At 46.7% G+C, this 25225-nt stretch carries 16 protein-coding genes; all 16 read right to left on the bottom strand.

Annotated elements, in window-relative coordinates:
* Position 1: 1 nt before the first annotated feature.
* The 16 genes from ACGHCT_RS00830 to ACGHCT_RS00755 all read right to left on the bottom strand — a co-directional run bounded on the left by ACGHCT_RS00830 (position 2) and on the right by ACGHCT_RS00755 (position 25224).
* On the bottom strand, positions 2-343 hold the full coding sequence (locus ACGHCT_RS00830; RefSeq protein WP_390437642.1) for a transporter: 342 nt from the start codon (positions 341-343) through the stop codon (positions 2-4).
* Between the two features lie 158 nt (positions 344-501).
* Positions 502-2049, bottom strand: coding sequence for a hypothetical protein (locus ACGHCT_RS00825; RefSeq protein WP_390437640.1), 1548 nt, complete (start codon positions 2047-2049; stop codon positions 502-504).
* 28 nt (positions 2050-2077) lie between these two features.
* Positions 2078-2827, bottom strand: coding sequence for a hypothetical protein (locus ACGHCT_RS00820; RefSeq protein WP_154257490.1), 750 nt, complete (start codon positions 2825-2827; stop codon positions 2078-2080).
* An 83-nt stretch (positions 2828-2910) separates the two neighbouring features.
* Positions 2911-6528 carry a carbohydrate-binding protein gene (locus ACGHCT_RS00815; protein WP_390437638.1) on the bottom strand — a complete coding sequence of 1206 codons (3618 nt, stop codon included), beginning with the start codon at positions 6526-6528 and terminating at the stop codon, positions 2911-2913.
* A 301-nt stretch (positions 6529-6829) separates the two neighbouring features.
* Positions 6830-11545, bottom strand: coding sequence for a bacterial Ig-like domain-containing protein (locus ACGHCT_RS00810; RefSeq protein ID WP_390437637.1), 4716 nt, complete (start codon positions 11543-11545; stop codon positions 6830-6832).
* Between the two features lie 130 nt (positions 11546-11675).
* Positions 11676-12836 carry a multiple monosaccharide ABC transporter permease gene (gene mmsB / locus ACGHCT_RS00805; RefSeq protein ID WP_390437635.1) on the bottom strand — a complete coding sequence of 387 codons (1161 nt, stop codon included), beginning with the start codon at positions 12834-12836 and terminating at the stop codon, positions 11676-11678.
* A 3-nt stretch (positions 12837-12839) separates the two neighbouring features.
* On the bottom strand, positions 12840-14378 hold the full coding sequence (mmsA, locus tag ACGHCT_RS00800) for a multiple monosaccharide ABC transporter ATP-binding protein (protein WP_390437633.1): 1539 nt from the start codon (positions 14376-14378) through the stop codon (positions 12840-12842).
* Between the two features lie 66 nt (positions 14379-14444).
* A complete protein-coding gene (gene chvE, locus ACGHCT_RS00795) occupies positions 14445-15602 on the bottom strand; it encodes a multiple monosaccharide ABC transporter substrate-binding protein (protein WP_390437631.1) in 1158 nt (385 codons plus the stop codon).
* 155 nt (positions 15603-15757) lie between these two features.
* Positions 15758-16798: a sugar ABC transporter substrate-binding protein gene (locus ACGHCT_RS00790; RefSeq protein WP_390437629.1), complete on the bottom strand. Its 1041-nt coding sequence runs from the start codon at positions 16796-16798 to the stop codon at positions 15758-15760.
* Entirely contained in the window at positions 16798-18393 is a 1596-nt protein-coding gene (locus tag ACGHCT_RS00785) for a response regulator (protein WP_390437627.1), read from the bottom strand. The genes ACGHCT_RS00790 and ACGHCT_RS00785 overlap by 1 nt, the downstream gene beginning before the upstream one ends.
* Positions 18394-18414: 21 nt before the next feature.
* On the bottom strand, positions 18415-19902 hold the full coding sequence (locus ACGHCT_RS00780) for a histidine kinase (RefSeq protein WP_390437625.1): 1488 nt from the start codon (positions 19900-19902) through the stop codon (positions 18415-18417).
* 15 nt (positions 19903-19917) lie between these two features.
* On the bottom strand, positions 19918-20928 hold the full coding sequence (locus ACGHCT_RS00775) for a sugar ABC transporter substrate-binding protein (protein WP_390437623.1): 1011 nt from the start codon (positions 20926-20928) through the stop codon (positions 19918-19920).
* 226 nt (positions 20929-21154) lie between these two features.
* Positions 21155-22843 (bottom strand): hypothetical protein, encoded by a 1689-nt coding sequence (locus ACGHCT_RS00770; protein WP_390437620.1) that lies wholly within the window; start codon positions 22841-22843, stop codon positions 21155-21157.
* 19 nt (positions 22844-22862) lie between these two features.
* The gene (locus ACGHCT_RS00765; RefSeq protein WP_390437618.1) at positions 22863-23690 is read right to left on the bottom strand and encodes a sugar phosphate isomerase/epimerase family protein; all 828 of its coding nucleotides are present in this window, start codon (positions 23688-23690) and stop codon (positions 22863-22865) included.
* Positions 23691-23725: 35 nt separating this feature from the next.
* Positions 23726-24202 carry a PaaI family thioesterase gene (locus ACGHCT_RS00760; RefSeq protein ID WP_390437616.1) on the bottom strand — a complete coding sequence of 159 codons (477 nt, stop codon included), beginning with the start codon at positions 24200-24202 and terminating at the stop codon, positions 23726-23728.
* Positions 24203-24222: 20 nt separating this feature from the next.
* The gene (locus tag ACGHCT_RS00755; protein WP_390437614.1) at positions 24223-25224 is read right to left on the bottom strand and encodes a GGGtGRT protein; all 1002 of its coding nucleotides are present in this window, start codon (positions 25222-25224) and stop codon (positions 24223-24225) included.
* Position 25225: the final 1 nt, after the last annotated feature.

Here is a 25225-nt window from a genome sequence, read left to right as displayed (position 1 = left end):
TCTATTTATCTCCTGTATGTCTCAAAAACTCAAAAAATGCAAAGATAATTGATATTACGGTCAGGACAGCCACAATATTCTCTGACATATTATTGGCATAGTCAGCCTGCCCCCGGTCCGTGGCTCCTAATACCAAATAGTAAACACACCAGATAAACCCCAGCACCAGCAGAAGAAGGGTGCTGTATTTTAGTACAAAGGATATCTTATTCATTACTCTGAGGTTTTTCTGAATCTGTTTATCGGTATACTTTTTTCTTAAAGAAAACTTAATGCCTCCCACCAGAAAGCCTACGATAACTCCAATGGACACACTGACGCAGAGGCGGTAAAATACTTCCATATTTTTGTTCTTCCTTTCTCACAATAATTTGCATATTCTGTCTGTATTTTACCATATGCATACTGATAAGTCATTTTTTCTCTGCAGCAAAACAGGAGATTCACCGATTTCAGTCGGGTAATCTCCTGTTTTATTATAATGATTCTGTTTTTACAAATTTATCTTGTTTTTACCCAGGCACCGGAACCGTTTACATAGTATCTTCCTATCCATGTGTTGGCAGCCATAGCCCCGTTGTCTTTCAGGTAGTACCAAGTCTTTCCGTCCAGCAGCCAGCCCGTCTGCATGGCTCCGCTGGAGCTGCAATAGTACCAGACACCTCTGACTTTTATCCAACCCGTTGCCATCGCTCCGTTTCCTTTTAGATAATACCAGGTATTTCCATCCAATAACCAATCTGTTGCCATTGCTCCGCTGCTTTTCAGGTAGTACCAGGTTTTTCCGTCTAACACCCAGCCTGTCGCCATCGCTCCGCTGGCCTTCAGATAATACCAGGTACTTCCCAGCTGAATCCAGCCTGTCGCCATCGCTCCGCTGCCTTTCAGATAATACCAGGTACTTCCCAGCTGAATCCAGCCTGTTGCCATCGCTCCGCTGCCTTTCAGATAGTACCAGGTATTGCCGTCTAACACCCAGCCCGTCGCCATCGCTCCGCTGGCCTTCAGGTAATACCAGGTATTTGCATAATGCAGCCAGCCCGTTGCCATGGCTCCATTTCCTTTTAGATAATACCAGGTATTCCCTAACTGAATCCAGCCTGTTGCCATCGCTCCGCTGCCTTTCAGATAGTACCAGGTATTGCCGTCTAACACCCAGCCCGTCGCCATTACGCCGCTGTCCTTTAAGTAATACCAGGTCTTTCCTTCCAGCAGCCAGCCCGTTGCCATAGTACCGTCTTTATACAGATAGTACCAGGTATTTCCCAGCTGGAGCCAGCCTGTCACCCGATATCCTCCTCCATTAAAATAATACCAGCTTCCATCTATATACTGCCAGTTATTTACTGTAAACTTTCCATCCTGATTGTAATATCTCCACCCATGTTCATCCTGTACCCACTTGCCCTGCTCTGCCTCTAACATATTGTTAACTGCAGTGATTAGCTTGGATGTGGCATCATTTACAGCCTGCTGCCCCTGATCCGGAACTGCATATTCTGTATTATATACTCTTTCCGCCTCAGCCAGTGCATCCTTTGCCGCCTGTACACTTTCCTGGGTATAAAGCCGGATGGTTTCCTCATCTTCTAAGATTTCTCTTGCACTGTCTATGGCAGATTTCAGCCCTTCCTTTTCTACCCCTGGAATTAAGTCCGCACAGGCACTCACCAATTGCGTATATGCCTCGTTTATCTCTATCTGAGTTGCATCTTCGTCATCCAGCACTGCCTTTGCCTTTTCCAAAGCTATGTCCACTGCCAGCCATCCCTCTTCCAAAAAGGACTGGCCGCCGTTTTTCAGTTCTTCAGCCATAGAAACAGCAAGCTCCAATCCCTTTTTGTCTGCCAGAACCTGGTCTTTGCTGCCCGCAGGATCGGCATATGCAGGGCTGTCCCCGGAGACATCACCAGATAGAGCCGAATACACCGCAGTGTCATATCCCTGTATGCCGGAACTGTCTGCACTGACGGATGCTGAACTCAGGCTCAATACCAATCCAAGAGAGAAAGCTCCGGCAATATGCTTATTCAACCGTTTACTCTTCATCTTTAACCTCTTCCTTCCCGGACAACAGCTATTTGCCCTGTTTTTTTGTTCTCTTTCCTTTTACAGCCGCAATCCCGGCACCTGCAGCCCCCAATCCAACGATGTACAGCCAGGGATTTAAGAGATCACCGGTTTTAGCTGCTTTACTTTTTGTTTTGCTGCTATTGTCTGAAGATTTTGTGTTATCTTTGGGCGTAGCCGGTTCCTTCTTTGGAGGCGTCTTCTGCTCAGGTTCCTTTTTCTCCTCCTGATTTTCTTCCGGAGGGCCAGGCGTATGGCCGCCTGCCTCTATTTGGACAGAAAGAGGAATTGCTTCGGCGCTGATATTACCGTTATTTCCTGAGAGCTGTTCCACGGAGAGAGAGATTTCTAACTGATCTCCAGCCTTTACATTATCATTTAACTCAAAGGTCATATCAACCAGACTTCCGTCTTCCGGGATAGGCTCAGACAGTGCAAAAGATGCCACAATCTCGCCTTCCTCTTTATTTCCGGTCAGGGGATCGTTAATTTTACACAGCCCGCTCTGAAGAGCTGCCCCCACATTGTCACTGTGCAGCGTAAGCTGTGAAGCGTCGTACAGAAAACGGAGTTTACCGCTTGTAACATCAATGCCGTCTTCGATTTCACAGGATACCTGTACCTGAGTATCCTTTTCTTTTACAGGTCCTGCCTGCATACTGATTTTAGGCCCGGATGCTGCCAGTACCGGCATGCTCTGAGCTGCCCATATCAGGCAAATGCATAAACCAATCCATTTCTTATTTTTCTTAGTCATATTTATCCCTGCCTTTTTAATGATTGCAGATACTCAGTCAGCCACACAGAGAATATTCTCTGTGTGGCTGTACCCTGCCTTAGCTAAAAAGTATCAATTAATTCTGCTGATAACTGCAGGATATAAGAAGCATCTTCTGCATCTGATACGCCATTCTGGTTCACATCTGCGGACTGTTCCTGCATCTCATCCAGCTCAATCAGCTCAGAAGTATACTGAAGGAGCAGAGAAGCATCCGCAGCATCTACACTGTTGTCCTGGTTAATATCGCCAAGCAGCCTTGCTTCCATACACTCAGCAATCAGTTTCTTCAGCACACTGTTTATATCTGTCTGTACAGCATCCGGGTCATTGTAAACTCCCTTTGCTTCTTCCAGAACATCAGAAAGATTTTCTAAACTGGATGTGAGATATTTATAGGAGTCTTTCAAGATTGCGTCTGCTTTTTCAATCACTGCCTTCAGTTCTGCTTTGTTACCTCTCCATTTAAGACTTGTCATAGCTTTCTGAAGATTGAATGCCGCATCCTTAATGTCCTCTGCACTTGCATCCGGATTTTCAGAAACGGTTCTGGCTGCTTCTATCGCTGCCTTTAATTCCTGTACGGAAGTGCTTGTATACTTATCTTCACCCTTCAGAATCTCTTCTGCCAGACGGATCAGGGCATCCACACGGGACAGATCCTTCTCCATCATCTGGGTTACAGCAGTAATCAGGTTTAATGTAGCATCATTTACTGCATTCTGACCAGCTTTTGCATCATCATAAGTAGTTCCGAATACTGTTTCCGCATGGCTCAGAGCATCTTTCACTATCTGTATACTCTCTTTTGTATAGCGGGTCCCTAAGGTCTCATCTGCAAGCAGCTCCTGCGCTCCTTTTATAGCAGCTTCAAGTCCGGCCTTTTCCACACCGGGAGTTAAGTTCGTACATGCATTGAGAAGTTCTGCGAAGGCAGTATCGATCTCTAACTGAGTCGCGTCCTCTTTCGCCATAATTTCTTTTGCTTTATCCAGAGCTTTTTCTACTGCTTCCCAGCTGCCGCCGATGAATGACTGGCTGCCCTCTTTCAGGTTCTCTGCCATGGCAATTGCCAGTTCAAGGCCTTTCTTATCTGCTGCTGTTTCCAGCACTTGATATGTGTTTTCTGCTTCTTCCAGTTTGCTGAAGTTATCTACCAGTGCCTTCTGCTCATCTGTCAGCGCTTCATATGCCTCCCGGGCAGCATCAATCTTTGCTTTGCACTCCGGAGTATACTCTACAGTGCCGATAGCCTCTATCAGCGCTTTCACGCCGTCAGCAGCTTCCTGATCCGGATTCTTTTCTTCTACAAACTGCCACCAGTTAATGTTCATATCTCTTGATGGGAAATATAAGTAAATGTCATGGACACCAGTAATATTCGGTACATCCCACTCAAAGGTTTCGTAATTCTGCCATCCACCGGTACCTCTGGTAAGTTCAAATTCTGCTACAGGATCTGACTCCAGGGTATCCAGCTTTAACTGCATATACTTGGGGAATCCCCAGAGGGATGCCAATCTAAACATCATTTTTGAGGTGCCCTTGTCAAAGTTTATACCACTGTATTTTACCCAGTCTTCCTCTACAATAGTTCCAATGTTACTGCCGCCGCCTTCATCTTCACACTTCTCTATGCGTACGGAGCCATGTTTATCCGTAAAGTCTTCTGCTTCCACACGGGCATATGGATTTACGACAGTTACGTTTACCTCTAGCGCAGCCGTTGCCGCTGCCCCTATCTCTCCGGCGTAAGACAGCTCTACCGTAGACTGACCGACACCCTTTGCAAAAAGTTTACCGTCTTTTACTTCCAGAACTTCAGGATCACTGATGTTGCTGTACTGCAGCTTATTAGACACATCCTCTGTACGTCCGTTTTTATAGGATGCTGTAGCTGTTACCGTTATCGCTTCATTTACACGTACATTGACGGATTCGGAAGACAGAGTTAAGCTTTCTACCCCGAATTCCTCTTCAATATCAACTACTTTTACCAGCACCTTATCCTCTTTTCCCTGATAGCTGGCGGTTATCATAGTCTCACCTATCGTTTTACCGGATACCTCTGCGCCATTCAATTCCACTATACCTTCCGGATCCATGGTGAATTCTACCTGATCGGTTACATCCTCGCTGCTTCCGTCTGAATAGATTGCCTTGACTGTCAGCGCTGTCTTGTTGTACTTGCCTGCTGCTCCTTCTGCTGTATCGGAAAGCTTATATACGTCTACAGATGCATTCAGGGCTGCAAGCTCACGGGCCTCGCCTTTTTCGGTAAACTTCCAGTTATCTACCTGGAACAGTTCACCCTCGTGATCTCCAGTATATACAAAATATACGTCATGAACGCCCTCGGCTCCTGTCACGTTGGTTGCTTTATCCTGCCATACATCCCATCCGCCTGTGTAAGAAACGGGGAGAGTACCTACTAATTTTCCATCCTCACTGTCTAAACGGATTTCAATGTTACCGCCTTTTTGTTCCATAGACTCAGCACCGCAGGCTACGCCGGCTGTGAACATGGCAGCACCCTTTTCACCGAAGTCTACATTATTCACTTTTACATAGTCTCCGTCCTGAATGTTCTTAACCGCGATTCTTCCGTCTTCACATTCCAATGGGCGGATACCTTTTTGACTGGCCATGGTTTCCGCCTCTGTCAGCTTATAGGGATCCAGATTTTCTACTGCTTCTACGCCTTCCCTGGTCTTGTCCATAAATGGGATTGTTCCATCCTCGTTGTACTTAAATTCCTCCACACACACGGAACGTGTAAAGCTTCCGCCTCCGGGCAGCCAGCCAGTGTGGTAGAACAGATAGGAATGTCCTTTGAAATCAGCTACTCCCGGATGAATGGTATAGCTGTTCAGGCCGTCACTGTTCATAATCTCTCCGCCATATTTCCACGGACCGGTAGGGCCGTCGCTGGTTGAATACGCCATGAATTCCCCGCCGCCTGCTATTGCAGGGTATACCATATAATATTTATTATTTCTCTTATAAAACCACGGACCTTCCTGATATGCAGCCTTACCGTCTCCCTCACCGAACGCATCTGTTGTCATGTCCAGTGTGTGAATGCCATACTCCATGTCATAAGAAATCATGTCTTCATTTAATTTTACATAGTGGAGATTTGGGTTACCCCAGTAAAGATAGGCCTGTCCATCGTCGTCCACATATACGGTAGGATCGATTCCTTCCCATCCCGCATCAATCAAATAGGTTCCCAGCGCATCCTTAAAAGGTCCGGTGGGACTGTCGGATACTGCAACTCCGATTCCCCATGCTTTGCCTTTAATTCGAATAGGTGCATATAAGTAATACTTTCCGTCCCTCTTTACTACCTGCTGAGCCCATGCGGCTCCGTCCTTTCCAAGATCGGACCAGGCAGAAAAGGTCTGAATCCCTGCCGGAGTTCCCCGGTAAGTCCAGTTCACCATATCTGTGGTAGAAAAGCACTTATAGTCCTTCATTTCATAAAACGAGTTTGGGCCGTCTTCATCATGGGACGTGTACAGATACAGAGTGTCACCATCTACCATAGGTGATGGATCCGCCGTATAGTAGGTCTGTACAATAGGGTTCTCGGCATGAACGGCCACAGTGCTCATACCCAGCATTGCCCCAAGAGATAAAGTTGCAACCATACATTTTTGCAGTCCTTTTTTCTTCATCTTTTCACCTCTTACATTAAATTTGATTAACGGGTTACTTTACTTCATTACTGCTGTACTATATATATACCACTAAAGTTATAGGATAATTTTGCTATTTACTGCATTATTTTGTGCATAATTATGCATTTACATTGTCAATAGCACATTTTTGTCCTTTTAATCGTAAAATAATCCAGCTTTTCAATGAATTAAGGTGTACTATTTGACTACAAATAGGCAATCGGGAATCGTAATTTCATCCCGATTGCCTTGCTCTCAGATCTGCCGGAAGTTCCACCGATCTGTCCGCCTGTTTCAATTATCTGGTTTTTGCCCAGACCCCGTTTTTATTCACATAGTATTTCCCAATCCATTGGTTTGTGGCCATTCCACCGCCGGACTTCAGATAGTACCATCTGCCGCCGGTCTGTACCCAGCCGGTCGCCATGGCTCCGCTGTTCTTCAGATAATACCAGGTGCCTCTGTCCAGAACCCATCCGGTTGCCATCGCCCCGCTGCTCTTTAGATAATACCAGGTCTTTCCGTCCAGCAGCCACCCTGTGGCCATAGCTCCGTTATTTCTCAGGTAATACCAGGTATTCCCATCCCGGAACCAGCCGGTAATCATCGCTCCGTTTCCCTTCAGATAATACCAGGTGTTTCCGTCCAGCAGCCATCCTGTGGCCATGGCTCCGCTATCCTTCAGATAATACCAGGTGTTTCCGTCCAGAAGCCATCCCGTAGCCATCATTCCGTTATTCTTCAGGTAATACCAGGTATTCCCCTCCCGGAACCAGCCAGTCTGCATCACACCGTCTTCATTGCAGTAATACCAGTGGCTTCCGTCATTCACCCATCCTGTCATACGGTACCCGTACTTATCAAAGTAATACCAGGTATCATGGATAGACTTCCAGCACAATTTCGGCCAGGTGCCATCTCCGTTGCTGTACCACCAGCCGTTCCGGTCATGTTCCCAGTGGGGAATCTCTGCCTGTGTGTCCTCTGACACTACAATCATGAATTCCTCCGTCATACCCTCATAAGATACTGTAATGTACTGAATACCGGCTGCTGATGTATCAAGTGCGCTCACTTCATAGCTTCCGCTTTCCAGTTCTATGCAGGCCCCGTCTGAATACCAGGCGTAGACAGCAAGACCTGTAAGATCCCCGTCCTCTCCCACAAGATATTCGGTCTTGGCGGGCGGTGTGAGAACCAGCTTTGCCAATACCGGCTCCTCTGGCTTTTCTGATACTTTTACTGCGAATTCCGCAGTATATCCCTCATACGACACAACCACCGTCTTGTCTCCGGCCTCTGTTGAGTCAAACCCTTCCAGAGTGTAAGCCCCCTGGCTGATTTCTTCTTTCACCTGATTGCTGTAAACTGCATTAACGATCATTCCTGCAGGGTCAAATGCTTCTCCTACCAGGTAATCCGTCTTGTCCGGCACTATAATCTCAATGCCTGAGAGTATTCTTTCCTTTACCGTGATTGTGAAGGCTGCCGCCTTGTCCTCATAGGTTACCGTGACTTCTTTTGTTCCTGCAGTCATGGTATTCACATCAGATAACACGTACTCAGACACCTCTTCCTCCGTGCCGTCTGAGAACTGTGCCTTAACCACCATACCCGTACGGTCAAAGGGTTCACACTCTTCGTACTCCGTCTTGGCCGGAGGCGTTACAAGAATCCCTGTCAGCGCCTTTTCATTTAGAACTGTAACTGTAAATTCTCCTGTTTTGGTAATTCCGTTTTCTGTATAGGCAACGGCAACGGTTTGTTCTCCCGGTGTTAAAGAATCAAATCCGGTAATCTCACAGTCCCCAGGATCCACTTCTGCACTGGTTCCGTTTACATAGTTTGCCACTACGGCAAGACCATGGAGATCCAGATCCTCGCCCAGTTTATATTCCGTTCTGGAAGGCGGGGTTACCGTCAGAGAAGCTAATGCCGGGGATTGGACATGTAGTTCGCAATCCGCGTAAATATCAGGGTTATCCTGCAGAGACAGCCTCACTACTGCATTCCCTTCTCTGACTCCTTTCAGCACAATGGTATCTGACTTAACATCATTTACGATTTCCACAGCATCTGCGCCTTCTGTAATACTCCATACCACATCCTTATAAGTAGCATTCTGAGGTGTGACAGATGCGTTTAGTGAGACGGTATCCCCCGTGGTCAGTTCTATAACACTCTGATCTGCTGCAACCCCTTCTGCCGGTATCAGTTCCGGCAAAACTGATGAACTGCCGTTGGTGGCTGTAAAGTTATAGAAGGTGACCTTTGTCTGATTGCCGGAAGCCATGAATCCGGTGGTCATTAAGCCTGCTTTTACATGGTCAGAGCTCATACTGCGCCTGCTGCTGAAGGTTTTATATTCCCCTGTCTCCCCCAGGGCATAGTATCCCGTGTAGGTATTGCCTGACTTCTCTAATTTCAATCTTAATTTTTGATTGGGATCCGTTAATGTAACGCCTATCTGCTGCTTGTCCCCGTCACCAGTATTTAATTCTACGCCGTTAGGAAGGTATACCAGCTTCACATAATGGGAATCGTCCCCATAGGCTACCAGGCCGGCTGAAGGCCAGTTTCCGCCGATGAGATCAAAGGCGGGATTGGCACTTAGTACCGTTTCTATGGTCCAGTCACTGTTTGCGTTCTGCAGAAACAGATTCTTTGCAGGGTTGGACTGATTTCCCAGATCCCCGCCTTCCGTCTGTATGGTCAGTCCCTTGTTCTGCTCATATGTAACATTGGCCTCATTTGGATTTACTATCTGCCAGAACTCTCCAACGCTGTCCCGGGTAAAGTCATCACTTTGTATCTCGTCACTGGTGTAAAACTTAATTTCATACTCTGAGGTATCCACCCCGTCGTCAAACGTCACTTTAGCAGCTCCGGGCACCCCTTGGGCCTGTTCCACGCTGACTTTGGCCGCTGTAGAGTAAGCTTTCACAAAAGGAACTGCCCCGCTGCCGTCTGCCGGCACGGAATATGTTTTTACATCTCCGGTGAATTCCTTTAAAGGCATACCGTTGATCTCTATTTTGTCTACTCTTGAGATGGTATCCATGACTGCAACATCGTCATAAGAGGCCATACTTCCCTCAGGCTGATAGAATCCTATTGTACCTGACTGCAGAGAATGATCACGGAATTCGCCTTTCTTAGCTCCGTTCACATATACGGTAATCCACTCCTTGCAGCATTCTATCTTTACTCTGGTATACTGGCCCGGTTCTATGGCCTGTTCCATACTGCCAACTGTGGTTTCCGTCCCATGAACTGACTTTTTCAGTTCCAGACCGTTCTCTCCCATTAACAGGAGATAATAGTTCTTATCATCTGATTTTCTAAAGGTCAGCCCCGCTGCCTGATCTTCCAGTTTCACATTTGCTTCAAAACTATAATTTTCCCAGTCAATTCCATCTCGGGCTGTCATATTAGTATTGTTTATTAGCTGAAGTGACCCGCCGATTATTCTGGAATTTGCTTTATTTTTCCAGGCTCTTAAATCTCCGTCAAATGTCTCTGAAAACATTGCATTTCTCTCAGAGAACCGGAAGGATTCCATCTCACAGATCTTTTCACTGCTCTGACTGTGGAATTTCAGGTAGACGGTATGAATTCCCTGGACTTTGGAGACAGGGGCCGTGAACTCTGTCCATTCGGAGGAAGCCAGAGAGCCTACGATCACGGTACCTATAGGCGCATTTTCGGGATCATCCAGTACAATATCTATGCTTCCCCCAGACTTAGCCTTTAACCGCGCGGTGAACTGGAGCTCCTGATCTATGGTGCCAAAGTCAAAGTCTCTGTATTCCACACAGTTCCCGTCCGTAATATTTACCAGAGGATGCAGATCCGCTGCCTGTTCAGAGAGATAGCAGCCAGAGGGATAGCCGTCCATTCTCACGTGGGTGGCATAGGCAGCCTCTACTTTTTCATAAGGGCTCAGAGGGCCGCCCAGGCCATGGTTGGTCATCTGTACCATATTTCCATTGATATCCCCAATTTTTCCATTTTCATCAAAATAGATTTTTTCCGCACAGACCTTTCGCCTCATATTGCTGTTGCCAAAGCCCCTGTGATAGAAGAGGTACCACTGATCCTTGATTTTGCAGAAGGATCCGTGGTTATTGCCCCCTGCCAGATCGCAGCCGTCATTATCCAGAATATTTCCTCCGAATGTATATGGGCCGAGAGGCTCATCTGCTATGGCATAGGACATCATGTGTACTCCTTTGCCCTTGTTGGAAGGATAAAGAATGTAATATTTCCCGTTTATTTTCTTCAGGGACGGCCCCTCATAGTATCCAAAGCCGTCATTGCCCGCTCCAAACAGCACCTTCTGGGTATCCTTTTTCACTACGGTATACAGACCATTCTCATCTTTGATCAGTTCTGCCCCCAGCAGTCCCTGCCCGCCGAATGAAGTTGTCTGTCCCCAGACAAGATAGACCTTCTGATTCTCTCCCTCACCTTCGGTATAAAGGCTGGGATCGATATTGCTGGTCTCGGTACCGTCATCGTACAGTATTTTTTTGGCAGGACTGAACGGCCCCTCCGGGTTCTTGCTTGTTGCCATCCCCAGCGCGGGTCCCCCGGCATTGCAGGTAACCAGATAATAGGTATCACCGATTTTGCACACATCCGGGGCGTAGAGCTGTGTGTCGCTCCAGTCCACACCGTCAGTGTCCTGTCCCTCCCAGAGATACCCCTCTCCCTTTCTTGAGGCAAAGGAAACCCCGTGATCCGTCCAGTCCTCCAGATCCTCCAGAGGAGCAGACCAGACTCTGTACTGGTAAGAGCACCAGGTTCCGGAATTATAATCGTCATGAGAGCCATACAGATAGAGCCGTTCCTCCCCCTTCTCATTTGTGAATACTTTTGCCTCAACATCCGGGATATACTCATCCAGGGGCAAAAGCGGATTGGCCGCCTCCACCGTCAGAGACGGTACGGCGATTGCCGTACCCGCGGCTGCGATAATACCCAAAAATACATTTCTAATAGTCCTTCCCATATTTTCTCCTTTCTGCTTATGCTATAAAAAAATACCGGCTGCAGTTTTACCTCCTTTCGCGCTGCTGCAATGCCGGCAATTTTTCTTCTGCCTCCATACGGCATCAGCCGTACGTCCGTTCACTCCATATTTACTGTGACTTTTTCTTGCTGACTACGTCAAAGATAACCGCTGCCAGAAGCACAAGCCCTTTTACCACCTTTTGGTAGTTGGAATCCACTCCCATGATATTCATACCCAGATTAATTACGCCCATCAGGGTTGCTCCGATGATGACCCCGGGTACTGTTCCGGTTCCGCCGTATGCGGAGGCTCCGCCGATGAAGCAGGAACCGATGGCATCCATCTCATAGTTGGTACCTGCCGTAGGATTCGCTGAATTCAGGCGGGCAATGGTTACCAGAGCTGCCATGGCAGACAGGAATCCCATATTCAGGTATGCCATAAAGTATACATTGTCTGTGTTAATTCCGGAGAGTTTGGTGGCTTTTTCATTGCCTCCCACCGCATAAAAGTAACGGCCGATGGTAGTCTTAGAGGTAATATACGCGTACACCAGAATTACCACCAGCACCCACACAAGTACATTGGGAATTCCCTTGTACTGTGCCAGTCGGAACATAAATGCAAAGATAACTGCACATATAATTCCAGACTTAACCACAACGCCTGCCATAGGTTCTGTCTCATATCCTTTTTTCGTTCTGCCCCGTCTTCCGTTAAATACAACCACCAGATAGATCACGCAGGCCAGAACCCCTGCCAGCATACAGGTAAGGTTAATCCCGTTTCCTCCCAATGGGTTTACCACATAATTGTTGAACAATTCCAGATAGTTATCCGGCATAGGCGCAATGGTCAGTCCGTCCAGCACAACGTTGGACAGTCCCCGGAAGATGAGCATCCCCGCCAGTGTCACAATGAAAGGGGGGATTCGGACGTAAGCGATCCAGAATCCCTGCCACGCTCCGATTAAAAGGCCCACGCCCAGCATGATGAGAATCGCCAGATACGTGTTTACGTGTTTGTTAACCATCAAAGAGCCGCCCACTGCTCCCACAAAGCACACCACGGATCCCACAGACAGATCGATGTTTCCTCCGGTGAGAATGCACAGCAGCATACCGGTTGCAAGGATGAATACATAGGCATTCTGTGCTATCAGGTTCGTCACATTCTGGGGAAGCAGCATCTTTCCCCCGGTTTTCCAGGTAAAAAACAGTGTTACCAGTATTAAAGCAATTACCATGGTATATTTTTTTACAACTTCTGAAACTTTTGCTTTATCCATTGTCTACTCTCCTTTGCTTGATTTCAAGATGCGGGCCATAATGACTTCCTGGGACGCCTCTTCCCGCCGCAGCTCTCCCACCATCTTGCCTTCGTTCATAACGTAGATGCGGTCCGACATCCCCAGTACCTCCGGCAGCTCAGAGGAAATCATGATTACAGACTTACCCGCCGCCACCAGATCGTTAATGATACAGTAAATCTCATACTTAGCCCCCACGTCGATTCCCCTGGTAGGCTCATCCAGGATCAGGACATCCGGCTGTGCAAACATCCACTTGGCCAGCAGTACCTTCTGCTGATTTCCTCCGCTTAAGTTACCCACATTCTGCTCTACCGTAGGACATTTTGTATTCAGCTTCTCTTTGTACTCCACTGCAGCCTGATATTCCTTATCCCGGTCAATTACCCCGTGACTGCTGACTGCCTTCAGGTTGGCAAGGGTTGTATTAATTTTGATGGGATTCGAAAGGATCAGACCGTTTCCTTTTCTGTCCTCTGTGACATAGGCCAGTTTCTTGCCTATGGCCTGGCGGACATTGTTCAGATGGACTTCCTCTCCGTTTAGGAAGAGCTGTCCGCTGATCTGGGAGCCGTAGCTTTTACCAAACACACTCATACCGAGTTCTGTCCTGCCCGCCCCCATAAGACCGGCGATCCCCACCACTTCTCCCTTATGTACTTTCATAGATACACCGTCACATACCTTCCGCTCAGAATAAAGAGGATGGTGTACGGTCCAGTCTTTTACTTCCAGAAGAACCTCCGGTTTTACTGTATTCTCCCGCTTGGGGAACCTGTCGGTCATCTCCCTTCCTACCATACCCTTAATGATACGGTCCTCAGAAATATCGTCCCTGCTTTTGTCCAGAGTTTCAATGGTACTTCCGTCACGGATGACAGTGATTTTATCTGCCACATATGCAATCTCATTTAATTTATGAGAAATTATAATCGAAGTCATGCCTTCCTTCTTAAACTTCAGCATTAAGTCCAGAAGGGCTTTTGAGTCGGCTTCATTCAGGGAAGCCGTAGGTTCATCCAGTATCAGCAGCCTTGCCTTTTTCGCCAGTGCTTTTGCAATTTCTACCAGCTGCTGTTTGCCCACACCGATATCCTTGATCAGTGTTCTGGAGGACTCCTGCAAACCTACCGTCCTCAGATATTTGTCAGCTTCTCCATACGTTTCGTTCCAGTCTATGGCTGCTTTTTTCCCTTTTTCGTTCCCCAGGTACATATTTTCTCCGATAGTCATATATGGGATCAGAGCCAGTTCCTGATGAATAATTACGATTCCTTTTGATTCACTGTCTTTAATTTTACTAAATTTGCATACTTCCCCATCATAGATAATGTCGCCCTCATAGGATCCATGGGGATAAATACCGCTTAATACATTCATCAGAGTGGATTTCCCCGCTCCGTTTTCACCAACCAGCGCATGGATCTCGCCTTCTTCGACCTTCAGGTTTACATTGTCCAGCGCTTTTACGCCAGGGAATGTCTTGGTGATATTTTTCATTTCCAAAAGTATCTTTGCCAATTGTCTCCCTCCTTTTCTATCATTTAGTACAGGCGGGTATATGCCCGCCTGTACCTGAAGTAATGTTTATTTTAAATCATCTTCTGTATAGTATCCGGAATCAATCAGCAGTTCTTTGTAGTTATCAGCTGTACAAACCTTTGGCTCGCAAAGATAGGTCGGGATAACGCCTGTGCCGTTGTCATAGGATTCTGTATCGTTTACTTCTGCTTCTTTGCCCTGCATAATAGCATCTACCATCTTAACTGTCTGGTTTGCCAGGTCACGGGTATCCTTAAAGATATCCATAGACTGCTTTCCTGCGATTAAGTTCTTCACATTGGCAACATCACAGTCCTGTCCGGTAATAACCGGATATTCTCCGGTGTAGGAGGATGCCAGAGCATTCTGTACGCCCAGAGAAGTGGAGTCGTTAGAGCAGAGAACTGCGTCCAGGTTTGTTCCGTCAGAGTAATTGCCGGAGATAATCGTATCCATACGGTTCTGTGCTTTCTCTGTGGACCAGTCGGCGGTAGCAACCTTTGCGAATTCAATCTGTCCGGAAGGTACTACTAATTTGCCGGAGTCAATGTAAGGCTGGAGCACATCCATAGCTCCGCCGTAGAAGAACTGTGCATTGTTGTCTCCCGGGTCGCCGGTTACGATTTCCAGATTAAACGGTCCCTCTGCATTTTCCAGATCCAGTGCTTCCTTAATGTACTCGCCCTGTTTCTGGCCTACCATGTAGTTGTCAAAGGTTGCATAATAAGAGATTGCATCGGAGTTCATAATCAAACGGTCATAGGAAATTACAGGAATGCCTGCCTCTTTTGCCTTTTCCAGCGGAGTGCCCAGGGACTCTCCGTCAATGGAGGCAATTACCAGAACATTTACGCCATTGGATATCATGGTTTCAATCTGAGATACCTGAGTGGCAATGTCGTTATTGGAGTACTGAATATCTACTTCGTATCCTGCGTCCTTCAGCTGCTGCTCCATATTCTGTCCGTCCTGGTTCCAGCGCTGGAGATCCTTTGTGGGCATTACCACACCTACTACGTTTCCACCGGCCGTTGCCGTATCAGAAGCCTCTTTGGCGTCATCTGCCTTATCTTCAGCAGGTGCCTCAGTTTTTGTATCAGAGGAGCTTGCGCTTGAACTGTCATCGCCTGAAGTTCCACAGCCTGCAAATAGTCCTGCGACTACCATGGTTGATAATAAAATACTGACTACTCTCTTTTTCATTCTTTACTTACCTCCCAAATGTATTTGTTTTTTGTTATGTCTAAACTATATCACAGGATCTACAGGACTTTTTTACGACATCCTGCACTTTATTGCCATAATAAAAAAATGTCCCGTGTCAACAGGACATTTTTGTGGTAAAAAAATGCTATGTGCTATTCTTTTGTAATATTCAGATAGACCTCTTCCTCTGAATGAAAGTTTGTGTCAATAATCTCAGTCTGCATATTGTCTTTCGTAACCGCAATGGGATCCAGGCTGATATACGGAACATCGTAGGTTCCGTCGTTTATGGTTCCTGCAACGCTGACGTAAATGTCGTTTCCCATCTTTACCGCATACTCAGCTGCTGTCGCTGCCTCGTTTTCCACCGGTTTATACACGGTCATAGCCTGCGTTCCCTCTACAATCCTCTGACAGGCATTCAGATCCGCATCCTGTCCGGTGACTACTACGGTGCCTGCCAAACGGTTCTCTGTGAGCGCCCTCACCGCCTCTGTGGCCAGCCCGTCGTTGCCGCACATGATGCCCGCCACATCCGGGTAAGCCTCCAGTCCTCTGCTGACCGCATCGTAGGCCAGCTCTGCGGTCCATGCGTCACAGTACTGCTGGTAGACCACATTCAGCCCGCTGTCCTTTATTGCCTCCGAAAATCCTTTTTCTACCTGACTGACATTGTTATCCGTCGGGGGCCCCTTAATGGCAAATATATTGCCCCCTTCCGGGAGTCTTTCTTTCAGGGCCTCCCCCATAAGCCTTCCCACCTGTTCATTGTCAAAAGAAATATACAGATCCACATCCGCATTCCGGATCAGCCTGTCATAGGCAATCACCTTGATTCCCGCTTCCTTTGCCTCCCTCACTACCTCTGTCAGACTGCTGCCGTCCACTGCGATTATAGTGATTACATCCATTCTCTTCTTGATAAAGTAACGGATCTGGGAAATCTGCTGATCCACATCCCCGTTGGCATTCTGAACATTGACCTCTGCTCCCTGAATTTTTGCGGTTGTCTCAAACACATCCCGGTCCCGTATCCACCGTTCCAGTACAAAGGTGTCAAAGCAAAGGCCTATCTTTACCTTATCCTCCTGTGGGGCGGGCTCCTCCTTCTTCTCTTGGCTCCCGCATCCGGTCAGGGCCGCACAGATGCCCAGCAGCAAGAACAGCCCTATCATTTTCTTTTCCTTCTTCATTAGCCTAACCTCTCTCTATACTCGCTGGGGGTAACTCCTATGTACTTTTTAAAGATTCTGCTAAAATAATTGGGGTCACCGTATCCTGACATGGCACATATCTCTTTTACACTCAGCTCCGGGTTCTTTAGATATTCCTTGGCATTTTCCATTCTTACCTTGGTGAGATACTCAATAAAGTTTTCCCCGGCCTCATCCTTAAACACCTTACTGAAGTAATATGGACTTATGTTAACCATCTCAGATACCCCGTCCAGAGAAATATCCTTTTGGAAATTGGACTTAATGTACTGTTTTACCCTGGTTACGATTCCTTCTGTCTGTTCTTCCTGTTTACTGGTGATGTTTTTGCACACTTCGGTGACTTTCTGCAGAAACCAGGCGCGCAGTCCCTCGTAGCTGGAGCATCCCGTTACCTGTTCCAGGTAATCCTTCCGGTAGCGGAATTCATACGTCATTCCTCCATTGAGAAATGCCTCTCTCTCCGCCCGCATCACAAACTCCAGAACCTTTATCTGAATGTCTGCCTGGCAGTCCGGGTAATTCTGCAGCATCCACTCAAAAAAGAGATCCGCCTGCTGTCTGGCGCCGTCCGTATCCCCTCTGAGGACCATCTGGAAAAGCTTCTTTTCTGTATCTGCGGGATAATCCCCCACATACCCGCATCCGATGGGCAAGTCCTCCACATGGGCCACCCGCCCCTTGCTCTCTGTCAATGCTCTGGATGCCTCTTTATAAGAATCCTGAAGTTCCTCAAATGGCTTTACCCCGCCGATGCCAACTTTGAACTTAGCATCTATATCTTTTTCCAGACGGCGGACCATATTCCTGGACTTCTCTATGATCTGGATCCTCTCGTCATAGGTCAGTCCCTCCTGTTCCCAGGGTACAAACAAAGCTATCTTATTGGACATCACCGGGCCGATACAGCAGTAGAAAAAGCCTCTGATAATTTCCCGAAACTGCGAGTAAAAGGACTGGGCTTTTACACTCATTCCCACGGCATTGGTTAAGACTCCCTCCGTAATAGCTTCCCCAAACTGGACCACCATCATGAATCCATATTCTTCCCTGATATCCAGAAGCTCCCTGTAATTCCCGGTTTCCCTGTTCCTTTCTTCCTGCAGCAGAAGGTTGTAAATAAACCCGCTCTCTATCACAGGAATCACCGTCTCCAGCTTTTCCTGGATTTTCAGGGACTCGCTCCGTTTCCGCCGTTCCTCTTCTACCTTCTGCATGGCCCGTACCAGAACGTCGATGACTACCTTACGGTTTACAGGCTTTGTGAGGTACTCCAAAACACCAAGATTAATGGCCTCCTGTGCGTAGGCAAACTTATCATAGGCTGAGATAACGATAAAATGCACAGATGTATGGAATTTGCGTATCTCCTGCATCGCATGAATCCCATTGATTCCCGGCATCTGGATATCCATAAAGACAATATCCGGCCGGAAGGTTTCTGCCAGTTCAATGGCCGCCCGACCGCTTTTCACACACTGTATTTCTACCGTGCCCTTAAAGTTTGATTCAATAATGGTTCTCAGGGATTCCAACATAATTCCTTCGTCATCTGCCAGCAATATCCTAAACATATCCTTCTCCTTTCCGTGTACTTACTCTGTCTCCAGAGGAATGATAAGTGACACGACCGTACCTTGATCCGGCCCTCTGCTCTCTATCTGAAGCAGCCCCTTCCGGTTATAATAAAGTTCCATCCTGCTCTTTACATTATTGATTCCAATGCCGGTGGATTCTGACTGCCCCGTATGGCCCTCCGGCGTATTCTCCAGTATAGCTTTTATCTTCTCAGGCTCCATCCCCTTCCCGTTATCCTTAATCCTAATGATTACCTGTCCGCCTTCTCTTTTTACGGTTACATGGATGTACCCCTCCCCCTCCATGTGGCGGATTCCGTAATTCACAGAATTCTCCACAATGGGCTGCAGGATCATGCTGGGGACACGGATATCCTCCACACCGGCATCTGTCTCTTTCATATAATTAATGTCCCCGGCGAATCTCACATTTAAAATATAAATATAGTTGTCGACCGCCTCCAGCTCTTCCCCCAAAGTGGCATCCTCGGACATCTTCCGCACATTATACCGGAAAAAGTCTGCCATCCGTTCCACAAACAGACAGGTCTTCTCCGCATCCTCCATCATGGCAAGCTGTGCCCCCGCGTTCAGGGAATTAAAGAGAAAATGCGGGTTTATCTGTGCCTGCAGGTATTTCAGCTGCGCATCCTTGAGATGGTTTTTCATCAGCAGCTCCCGCTCCATCATCCGCTGCTCCTTTTCCATACTTTCCTTCGTTCTCTGAATATGGTCCCTGATACTGTACACCATCTGATTGAAGGCTTTTGTAACAGTGCCCACCTCATCTGCGGATGTAACCTCCAAAAGCGGAGCATTCAGATTCCCTTCCGCCACCTCGTCCGCAGTCCGGGCCAGCAGAATCAAGGGACCTATGATACTTTGGGTAAGCAGAACCAGAAAAATGATATTGACTACTGCCACAAATATAAGGATCGCCGTGCTTACGACCTCCATATATTGCAGAGAAACCAAAAGGTTTTTGTAGCTGCTGGAATTCACCTGAAACTGCTGCCGGTTCAGATTGTCTATATAAGTAGTTATGTACCGGTACAGCTCCTCGGCCTCTGCATAGCAGTCTTTATACCGCTGTATATTGCGTCCCCTCTTGGCGGCTACCGTATTATCCGCAGTAGCCAGATACGTATCAGACATGTTTTTAATATTTTTCTCCAGCAGAAGCATACGGTTGTCCCGGGTTTCCCCGTTTAGGTCCTCCAGCAGATCCCGAAACTGCTGTCCGCTTCTGTAATAGTTCTCCAGCGCTGAGGAACTTTTGGTGCTCAGATACTCATATACCTCCTCATGGGTGCTGGTCAGGGCATCCGATAAATCATTGAGAGTAATATTACTCACATAAATCTGATCGATCCGGTTGATGGATCGGTTTACCTCCTTATAGAGCAACAAATTACTTACCAGCAGCAGAAGGGAGGTAAATCCAAAGCAGAGGATCAGCTTTTTTCTGATCGATAAATCCTTTATGATCTGTTTCCAATGTCTCATACTTTTATTCTCTCTTTACTCTTCCATATACTCCGCAACATTTTCTTTGGTTATCAATTCCAAGTCTACACTGAAATATTCACTTACATATCCCATCTCTCTGTACTCTCGGAGCGCCTCCACACTATATCTTCCTATCTGTTCCGTATCCAGTTCAAAAGCAGCCGAGGTTGTTCCCCGGGAGATAGCATTTAAAAATGACTCTGTAGGATAGTAGCCGATAATATCCATCTGTCCCACTTTATTATAATCGATCAGCGCCTGATAAGCACATTTGGTATCTATCTCATCCAGACAGACCAGAATATCCGGGAGTATCTGGGAATCCAGGAACACATCCCGGATTGCCTCTTCCGACTCAAAGGTACTGCCGCTGTTAATCCTCAGCGCCTCTATCTCCACCTGATCGCCGTAGGGAGAATGCTCCTTTATCTCTGACTTAATCTGTGAAAAGGTCAGATTCTTGCTGGGGTCCTCAATGTCCCCATTAATCAGCACCAGAATCTTCCTGGTGGCCTCTGTCATAGTTTTACAGATAACCTCCCCGTACTCCTGCCCAAGCTGGAAGCTGTTGACCCCGATAAAGCTTTTTCTTTTGGTGCCGGAGGCATCCTCCATCACCGTTACCACGGGTATGTTATTGGCAGAAGCTTTGTTGATCAGCCGCTCCACCTCCGGGTCGCCGTTAGGCTCTACAATGATACCGTCAGCCTTAGCAGCAATGGCGATCTCCAGGTAGTCATCTGTGTTATACTCTGATACCATATCGCCGCCCACATACTCCAGATATGCATTTTCTTTTGCCGCGGCCTCTTTGGCACTCTGGTAAATTGCCTGCCACAGAGGGGAACTGATATTATCGGCAATCAGCATATAATGATACTGGTAGGTCTTGCCGCTGTCTATCTCCTCTGTGGGTATGCGGTTCACAATATAACGGTAATATCCCCATCCTCCTGCGGTAACAAGCAGCAGCGCAATCAGCCCTGCTGTTATCGGGAGAATACTTTTTCTTATTTGTTTCATGTTTGTTTCGACCTCTCTTTGTTTACCCATTATACTATATTGAAAGATAAAAAAGAAGTATGGATTTATATCTGGGATTATTATGCTAACTGAACTATAATGTTAAGGACGCAAAAAATCCTAGGATAAAGATTCCTGGGATCAAAAAGGAGACAACGAAAGTTTACTGCCTTTCATTGTCTCTGTATTCGTACCGAGCTGCTAATGATTTCTTCCTGAAGCCAGGTTAAGTACTCAAAGCTTTTAGAGTCAGTTTTTCTTCTATTATAAAAACTATGATTGTAAATACAAAATAAAGAATCGTTGCAATCCATTCACCGGTTTTCATTATATCTGTACTGATAGCTCCTATCCAGTAAGCAAATCCCACAACGAACATACCAGCAATCATCAGATAACGCAGAATGTCTACCCCTTTGATCAGCCTGGTCTTCTTGGCCTGCTGGGGCATTACGACCTGCTTATTTACATAACGCAGCAATTCAGTTTCGTACTCTTCCTCTTCTTTCTCTGCCTCCGGGTACTTCTCTTTGGCTCCCGACATACCTGCCAAAACCAGATAGGCAACGCCAGAAATCAGATATACGGGTATAAACCAGTAATTTTGATGAAATGGCTCCGTTATCATTAGCACCGCAAAGGTCAGAAGACTTAATCCCCAGGAAATAAGAGCAGGCCAGTTGCATGAATTCTTTTTATACAAATTCCAATAGCGAGTGTAACCAATTCTGGGAAATATAAAATAATCCGTCATACAGATGGCTCCCATACCTACTACAAGCAGCCCGCAATAATTTATAACTGTACCTGCCCGCTGCACTCCCGGGAAGCAGGCTAAGATTACAACGATAGCTCCGGACAGATATGTCATCTGCTTATAAGTAAATTGGGGGAATACATTATTAAAGGACAGTGCCACGCGGTAAATTGTAGGATTTGCTGTAGTCCAGCCCGCAATGATTACTCCCAGAAGTCCTGTGTATCCCAAAATGGCAAAGGTCACCTCCCCGGAATCGAGAAGTGCCAGACTGGTACCCGTGACTGCCGCCGCTGTTGCACCCATAATAGCAGCACTGATCCACGCCATATAGTGTCCCACAAACAAACCAAAAACAGGTGCATAGCCATCATTCTCCGTTTTCGCATAACGAAACATGGACATATCATTGAGCCCAAGATGAACCGCCAGATTACATACTACGGCAAACAAAATCACATGCTGGATTCCTAGCCTGGCACTTCCTGCCGGGACGGTTCCATTCCATATCTGCTCAGAAAGAAGGCGGTAAAAATCATTCAAAGATGTCACAGGGCCGAAGCCGGTGGCCTGGGTCAGCTGGGGAATTACACAGAGAAATCCCAACAGAAACAAAGACGTCAGCCAGGGAACACATTTTACAGAAAATCTGGATACTGCATGAAAGCCATTGGCCGCTACAAAGACCACAACAAAGCCTATACATAAGACACTAAGTACAAATTTGAAGCTGGTCGGGTACCATTCATACTGAATGGGTGCATTGATAATCCACCGAATTGCTGTGCCCGACACCCCAAGGCCAAGAGCAGCAATGGTACCAAACCCTATACCAAAAATCACATTATAAAGCTTCTGTACTCTGATTCCTACCACTTTTCCAAGAAATGTATAAAGGGTCAGCCTAGTGCGGACCCCCATGGTGCCGCTGAAAAACCGGAACAGCAATGAAGCCAGCAGGTTACCGATTAGAAGTCCAATTAACACATCCTTGGCTGAACAGCCATACTGTGCTAAAGTTGCCCCGATAACGAACTCCGTGGCCGCAATACATTCACCGCCATAGATCGCCATTAACCTCCCGATGCCGGACTGTTCACAATCCGCCACAGGCCAATCGCACTTAGGTGTATTAAGTATTCTTTCATTTGTGTTCACAATTTTTCTCTCTTTCCTTCTATTTGTGTTCTTCCAGCCATTTCTTTAAAATTTCAAGATCCTTCTTCAGAATTGCATATGGATCATCTCCCAGTTTGCACAGCGGATCCCGAGCGTAATAGTTTTCCAGCATCACATAGCCCGTATATCCAAGTCTGTCAAAGACTTCCAGTGTCTTAAATACGTCACTGCCTCCCGTTCCGATATAATGGGTGCTCAGTTCTTTATATCCGTCCTTTACGTGAAACTCAGGAATATATTCAAAAATAGGTTCCACCAAATCTGGTGTATAATACCCATTCACCTGATAATTCTGGGTGTCAAAATATACGCCGAAGTTCTTTCGGTCTACCAGCTCAATCATTTTCAGCTGTGTTTCCGTATCCACATAGTTCTCTGTGCACACAAGCACATTTTTATCAGCTGCATAGTCACAGGAACGCTGCATACAATCTGCCGTATTTTTCAGGTCCTCATAGGTGGCAATGTGGCTCTTGAAAAAAGAGGGAACATGAATCAGCGGAATATTCATTTCAGAGGCAGTATCAATTGCTTTACGCACTGCATATTCTACCAGGTCTCTTCCAGGATCACCAACTGGGGCGATCATAGGATAGAAGTCTGTCAAGTTTACCGCAATGCCAGTGAATACAACACCCGTTCTCTCCCGGGCTTCCTTATATTTCTCGATTACATAGGGATTTGCCAGGGGAAAATTTTCATCAGTTACCCCCAGATCCAATTCAACTGCCTGCATACCAAAATCCTTCACTACATCACACACAGTTGGTCCCCGCATAGGTGTCGGCAATGACCATTCGCAAATACCAATTCCTTTAATATTCATATTCTTTTTCCTTTCTTTTACTTTCTTTTCTATTATTACATAAACACAGCAGTACAGTCTACTGCCTGTCTTCCGGTTTCTTTATCAAAAATCTGGGCACTTAAAAACTGTACTCTTTTTCCCTGTTTTTCAGCCTTGGCTTTCACCAGAATTGTTCTGCCGGCATCCACACCCAGTAGGAAATTTACATTTAGATTTACTGTTACACACCTCTGGGATTGTGTCAGATACCTTGCAAGCATTCCCATTGTCATATCGCAGCAGGTAGACATGATACCGCCATGTAGCATATGTGCCGGATTGAGCATCCAATCCTTCACCTCATACTCCAGAACAAGAAATCTTTCCTTTACACTGCAATCTGCCAGTTTCGCAGCTAACATGTCATTGATGCCCTTACTGTCCTCTGGCGTACCCATCATACATTCTGTAAAAATCCGTTCCATGTGCCCCTGGTCGGTTTCCCCCTGCAGACGGTTTGCCTGACAATCGTTAAAAATGCTGTAATTCATATCTGCCCTCCGTCTTTTACTTATTTGCTTTTCAGATCTTCCAGCTTTACAGCCATAGATACCGTAGCACCTACCATAGGATTGTTGCCCATACCAATAAACCCCATCATCTCTACATGTGCGGGTACGGAGGATGATCCTGCAAAGGTCGCATCTGCATACATACGGCTCATCAAATCTGTCTGTCCATAAGAGGATGGACCTGCTGAGGTATCATCCGGGTTCAGGGTTCTTCCGATGCCTCCGCCGGACGCGCAGGCAAAATACTTCTTCTGATTGTCATTGCAATATTTCTTATATGCACCTGCTACCGGATGTTGGAATCGGATCATATGGGTAGCATTTCCGGAAATGGATACGTCTACCTCCTCATGCTCCATGATGGCAATTCCCTCTCTTGGCTCAAAAGCCCCAAAGCATCTTACCTTGGCTCTTTCGTCTTCAGAGTAAGGTGTCTCGGATAAAATCTCCAGTTTATTTTTTTCAAAGTCAAAGCGGGTTTCCACATATGTGAACCCATTAATTCTGGAAATAATATCTGCCGCATCCTTACCCATACCATTTAAAATCACACGAATGGGTGTCTTTCTTACTCTATTGGCGCTGCGCGCAATTCCGATTGCTCCCTCGGCAGCTGCGAAGCTCTCATGCCCTGCCAGGAATGCAAAACAGTGAACATCCTCCGAAAGAATCATAGAAGCAAGCTTTCCATGCCCGATACCGATCTGACGCTCTGCGGAAACTGAACCTTCGATGCAAAAACTCTGCAGTCCCTCTCCCAAGATCAGTGCAAACTGTGAAGCGGTGGAGGCTTTACTCTTTATGGCAGCTGCCGCACCTGCCATATATGCATAGCAGGCATCATCAAAGCAGATGGGCTGCACGCCTCTGACGATCCCAAAGGCATCGATTCCATTGTCCGAGCAGATTTTTTCTGCTTCCCTTAAATTTGCTATTCCATACTTTGCGAGGAATCTCTCAATATTTTCTATTCTTTGTTCATAATTCTGAAAGCGTGCCATA

The sequence above is a fragment of the Lactonifactor longoviformis genome (genome assembly GCF_042848515.1).
Lineage (GTDB): Bacteria > Bacillota > Clostridia > Lachnospirales > Lachnospiraceae > Lactonifactor > Lactonifactor longoviformis.
Note: the sequence above shows the minus strand (reverse complement) of the source record. Positions and strands in the feature narration are given on the sequence as shown.

What these genes read in the sequence shown, in the direction of transcription:
- ACGHCT_RS00830 (WP_390437642.1), bottom strand. Translation starts at nt 343, where the DNA reads ATGGAAGTATTTTACCGCCTCTGCGTCAGTGTGTCCATTGGAGTTATC.
- ACGHCT_RS00825 (WP_390437640.1), bottom strand. Translation starts at nt 2,049, where the DNA reads ATGAAGAGTAAACGGTTGAATAAGCATATTGCCGGAGCTTTCTCTCTT.
- ACGHCT_RS00820 (WP_154257490.1), bottom strand. Translation starts at nt 2,827, where the DNA reads ATGACTAAGAAAAATAAGAAATGGATTGGTTTATGCATTTGCCTGATA.
- ACGHCT_RS00815 (WP_390437638.1), bottom strand. Translation starts at nt 6,528, where the DNA reads ATGAAGAAAAAAGGACTGCAAAAATGTATGGTTGCAACTTTATCTCTT.
- ACGHCT_RS00810 (WP_390437637.1), bottom strand. Translation starts at nt 11,545, where the DNA reads ATGGGAAGGACTATTAGAAATGTATTTTTGGGTATTATCGCAGCCGCG.
- mmsB (WP_390437635.1), bottom strand. Translation starts at nt 12,836, where the DNA reads ATGGATAAAGCAAAAGTTTCAGAAGTTGTAAAAAAATATACCATGGTA.
- chvE (WP_390437631.1), bottom strand. Translation starts at nt 15,602, where the DNA reads ATGAAAAAGAGAGTAGTCAGTATTTTATTATCAACCATGGTAGTCGCA.
- ACGHCT_RS00790 (WP_390437629.1), bottom strand. Translation starts at nt 16,798, where the DNA reads ATGAAGAAGGAAAAGAAAATGATAGGGCTGTTCTTGCTGCTGGGCATC.
- ACGHCT_RS00785 (WP_390437627.1), bottom strand. Translation starts at nt 18,393, where the DNA reads ATGTTTAGGATATTGCTGGCAGATGACGAAGGAATTATGTTGGAATCC.
- ACGHCT_RS00780 (WP_390437625.1), bottom strand. Translation starts at nt 19,902, where the DNA reads ATGAGACATTGGAAACAGATCATAAAGGATTTATCGATCAGAAAAAAG.
- ACGHCT_RS00775 (WP_390437623.1), bottom strand. Translation starts at nt 20,928, where the DNA reads ATGAAACAAATAAGAAAAAGTATTCTCCCGATAACAGCAGGGCTGATT.
- ACGHCT_RS00765 (WP_390437618.1), bottom strand. Translation starts at nt 23,690, where the DNA reads ATGAATATTAAAGGAATTGGTATTTGCGAATGGTCATTGCCGACACCT.
- ACGHCT_RS00760 (WP_390437616.1), bottom strand. Translation starts at nt 24,202, where the DNA reads ATGAATTACAGCATTTTTAACGATTGTCAGGCAAACCGTCTGCAGGGG.
- ACGHCT_RS00755 (WP_390437614.1), bottom strand. Translation starts at nt 25,224, where the DNA reads ATGGCACGCTTTCAGAATTATGAACAAAGAATAGAAAATATTGAGAGA.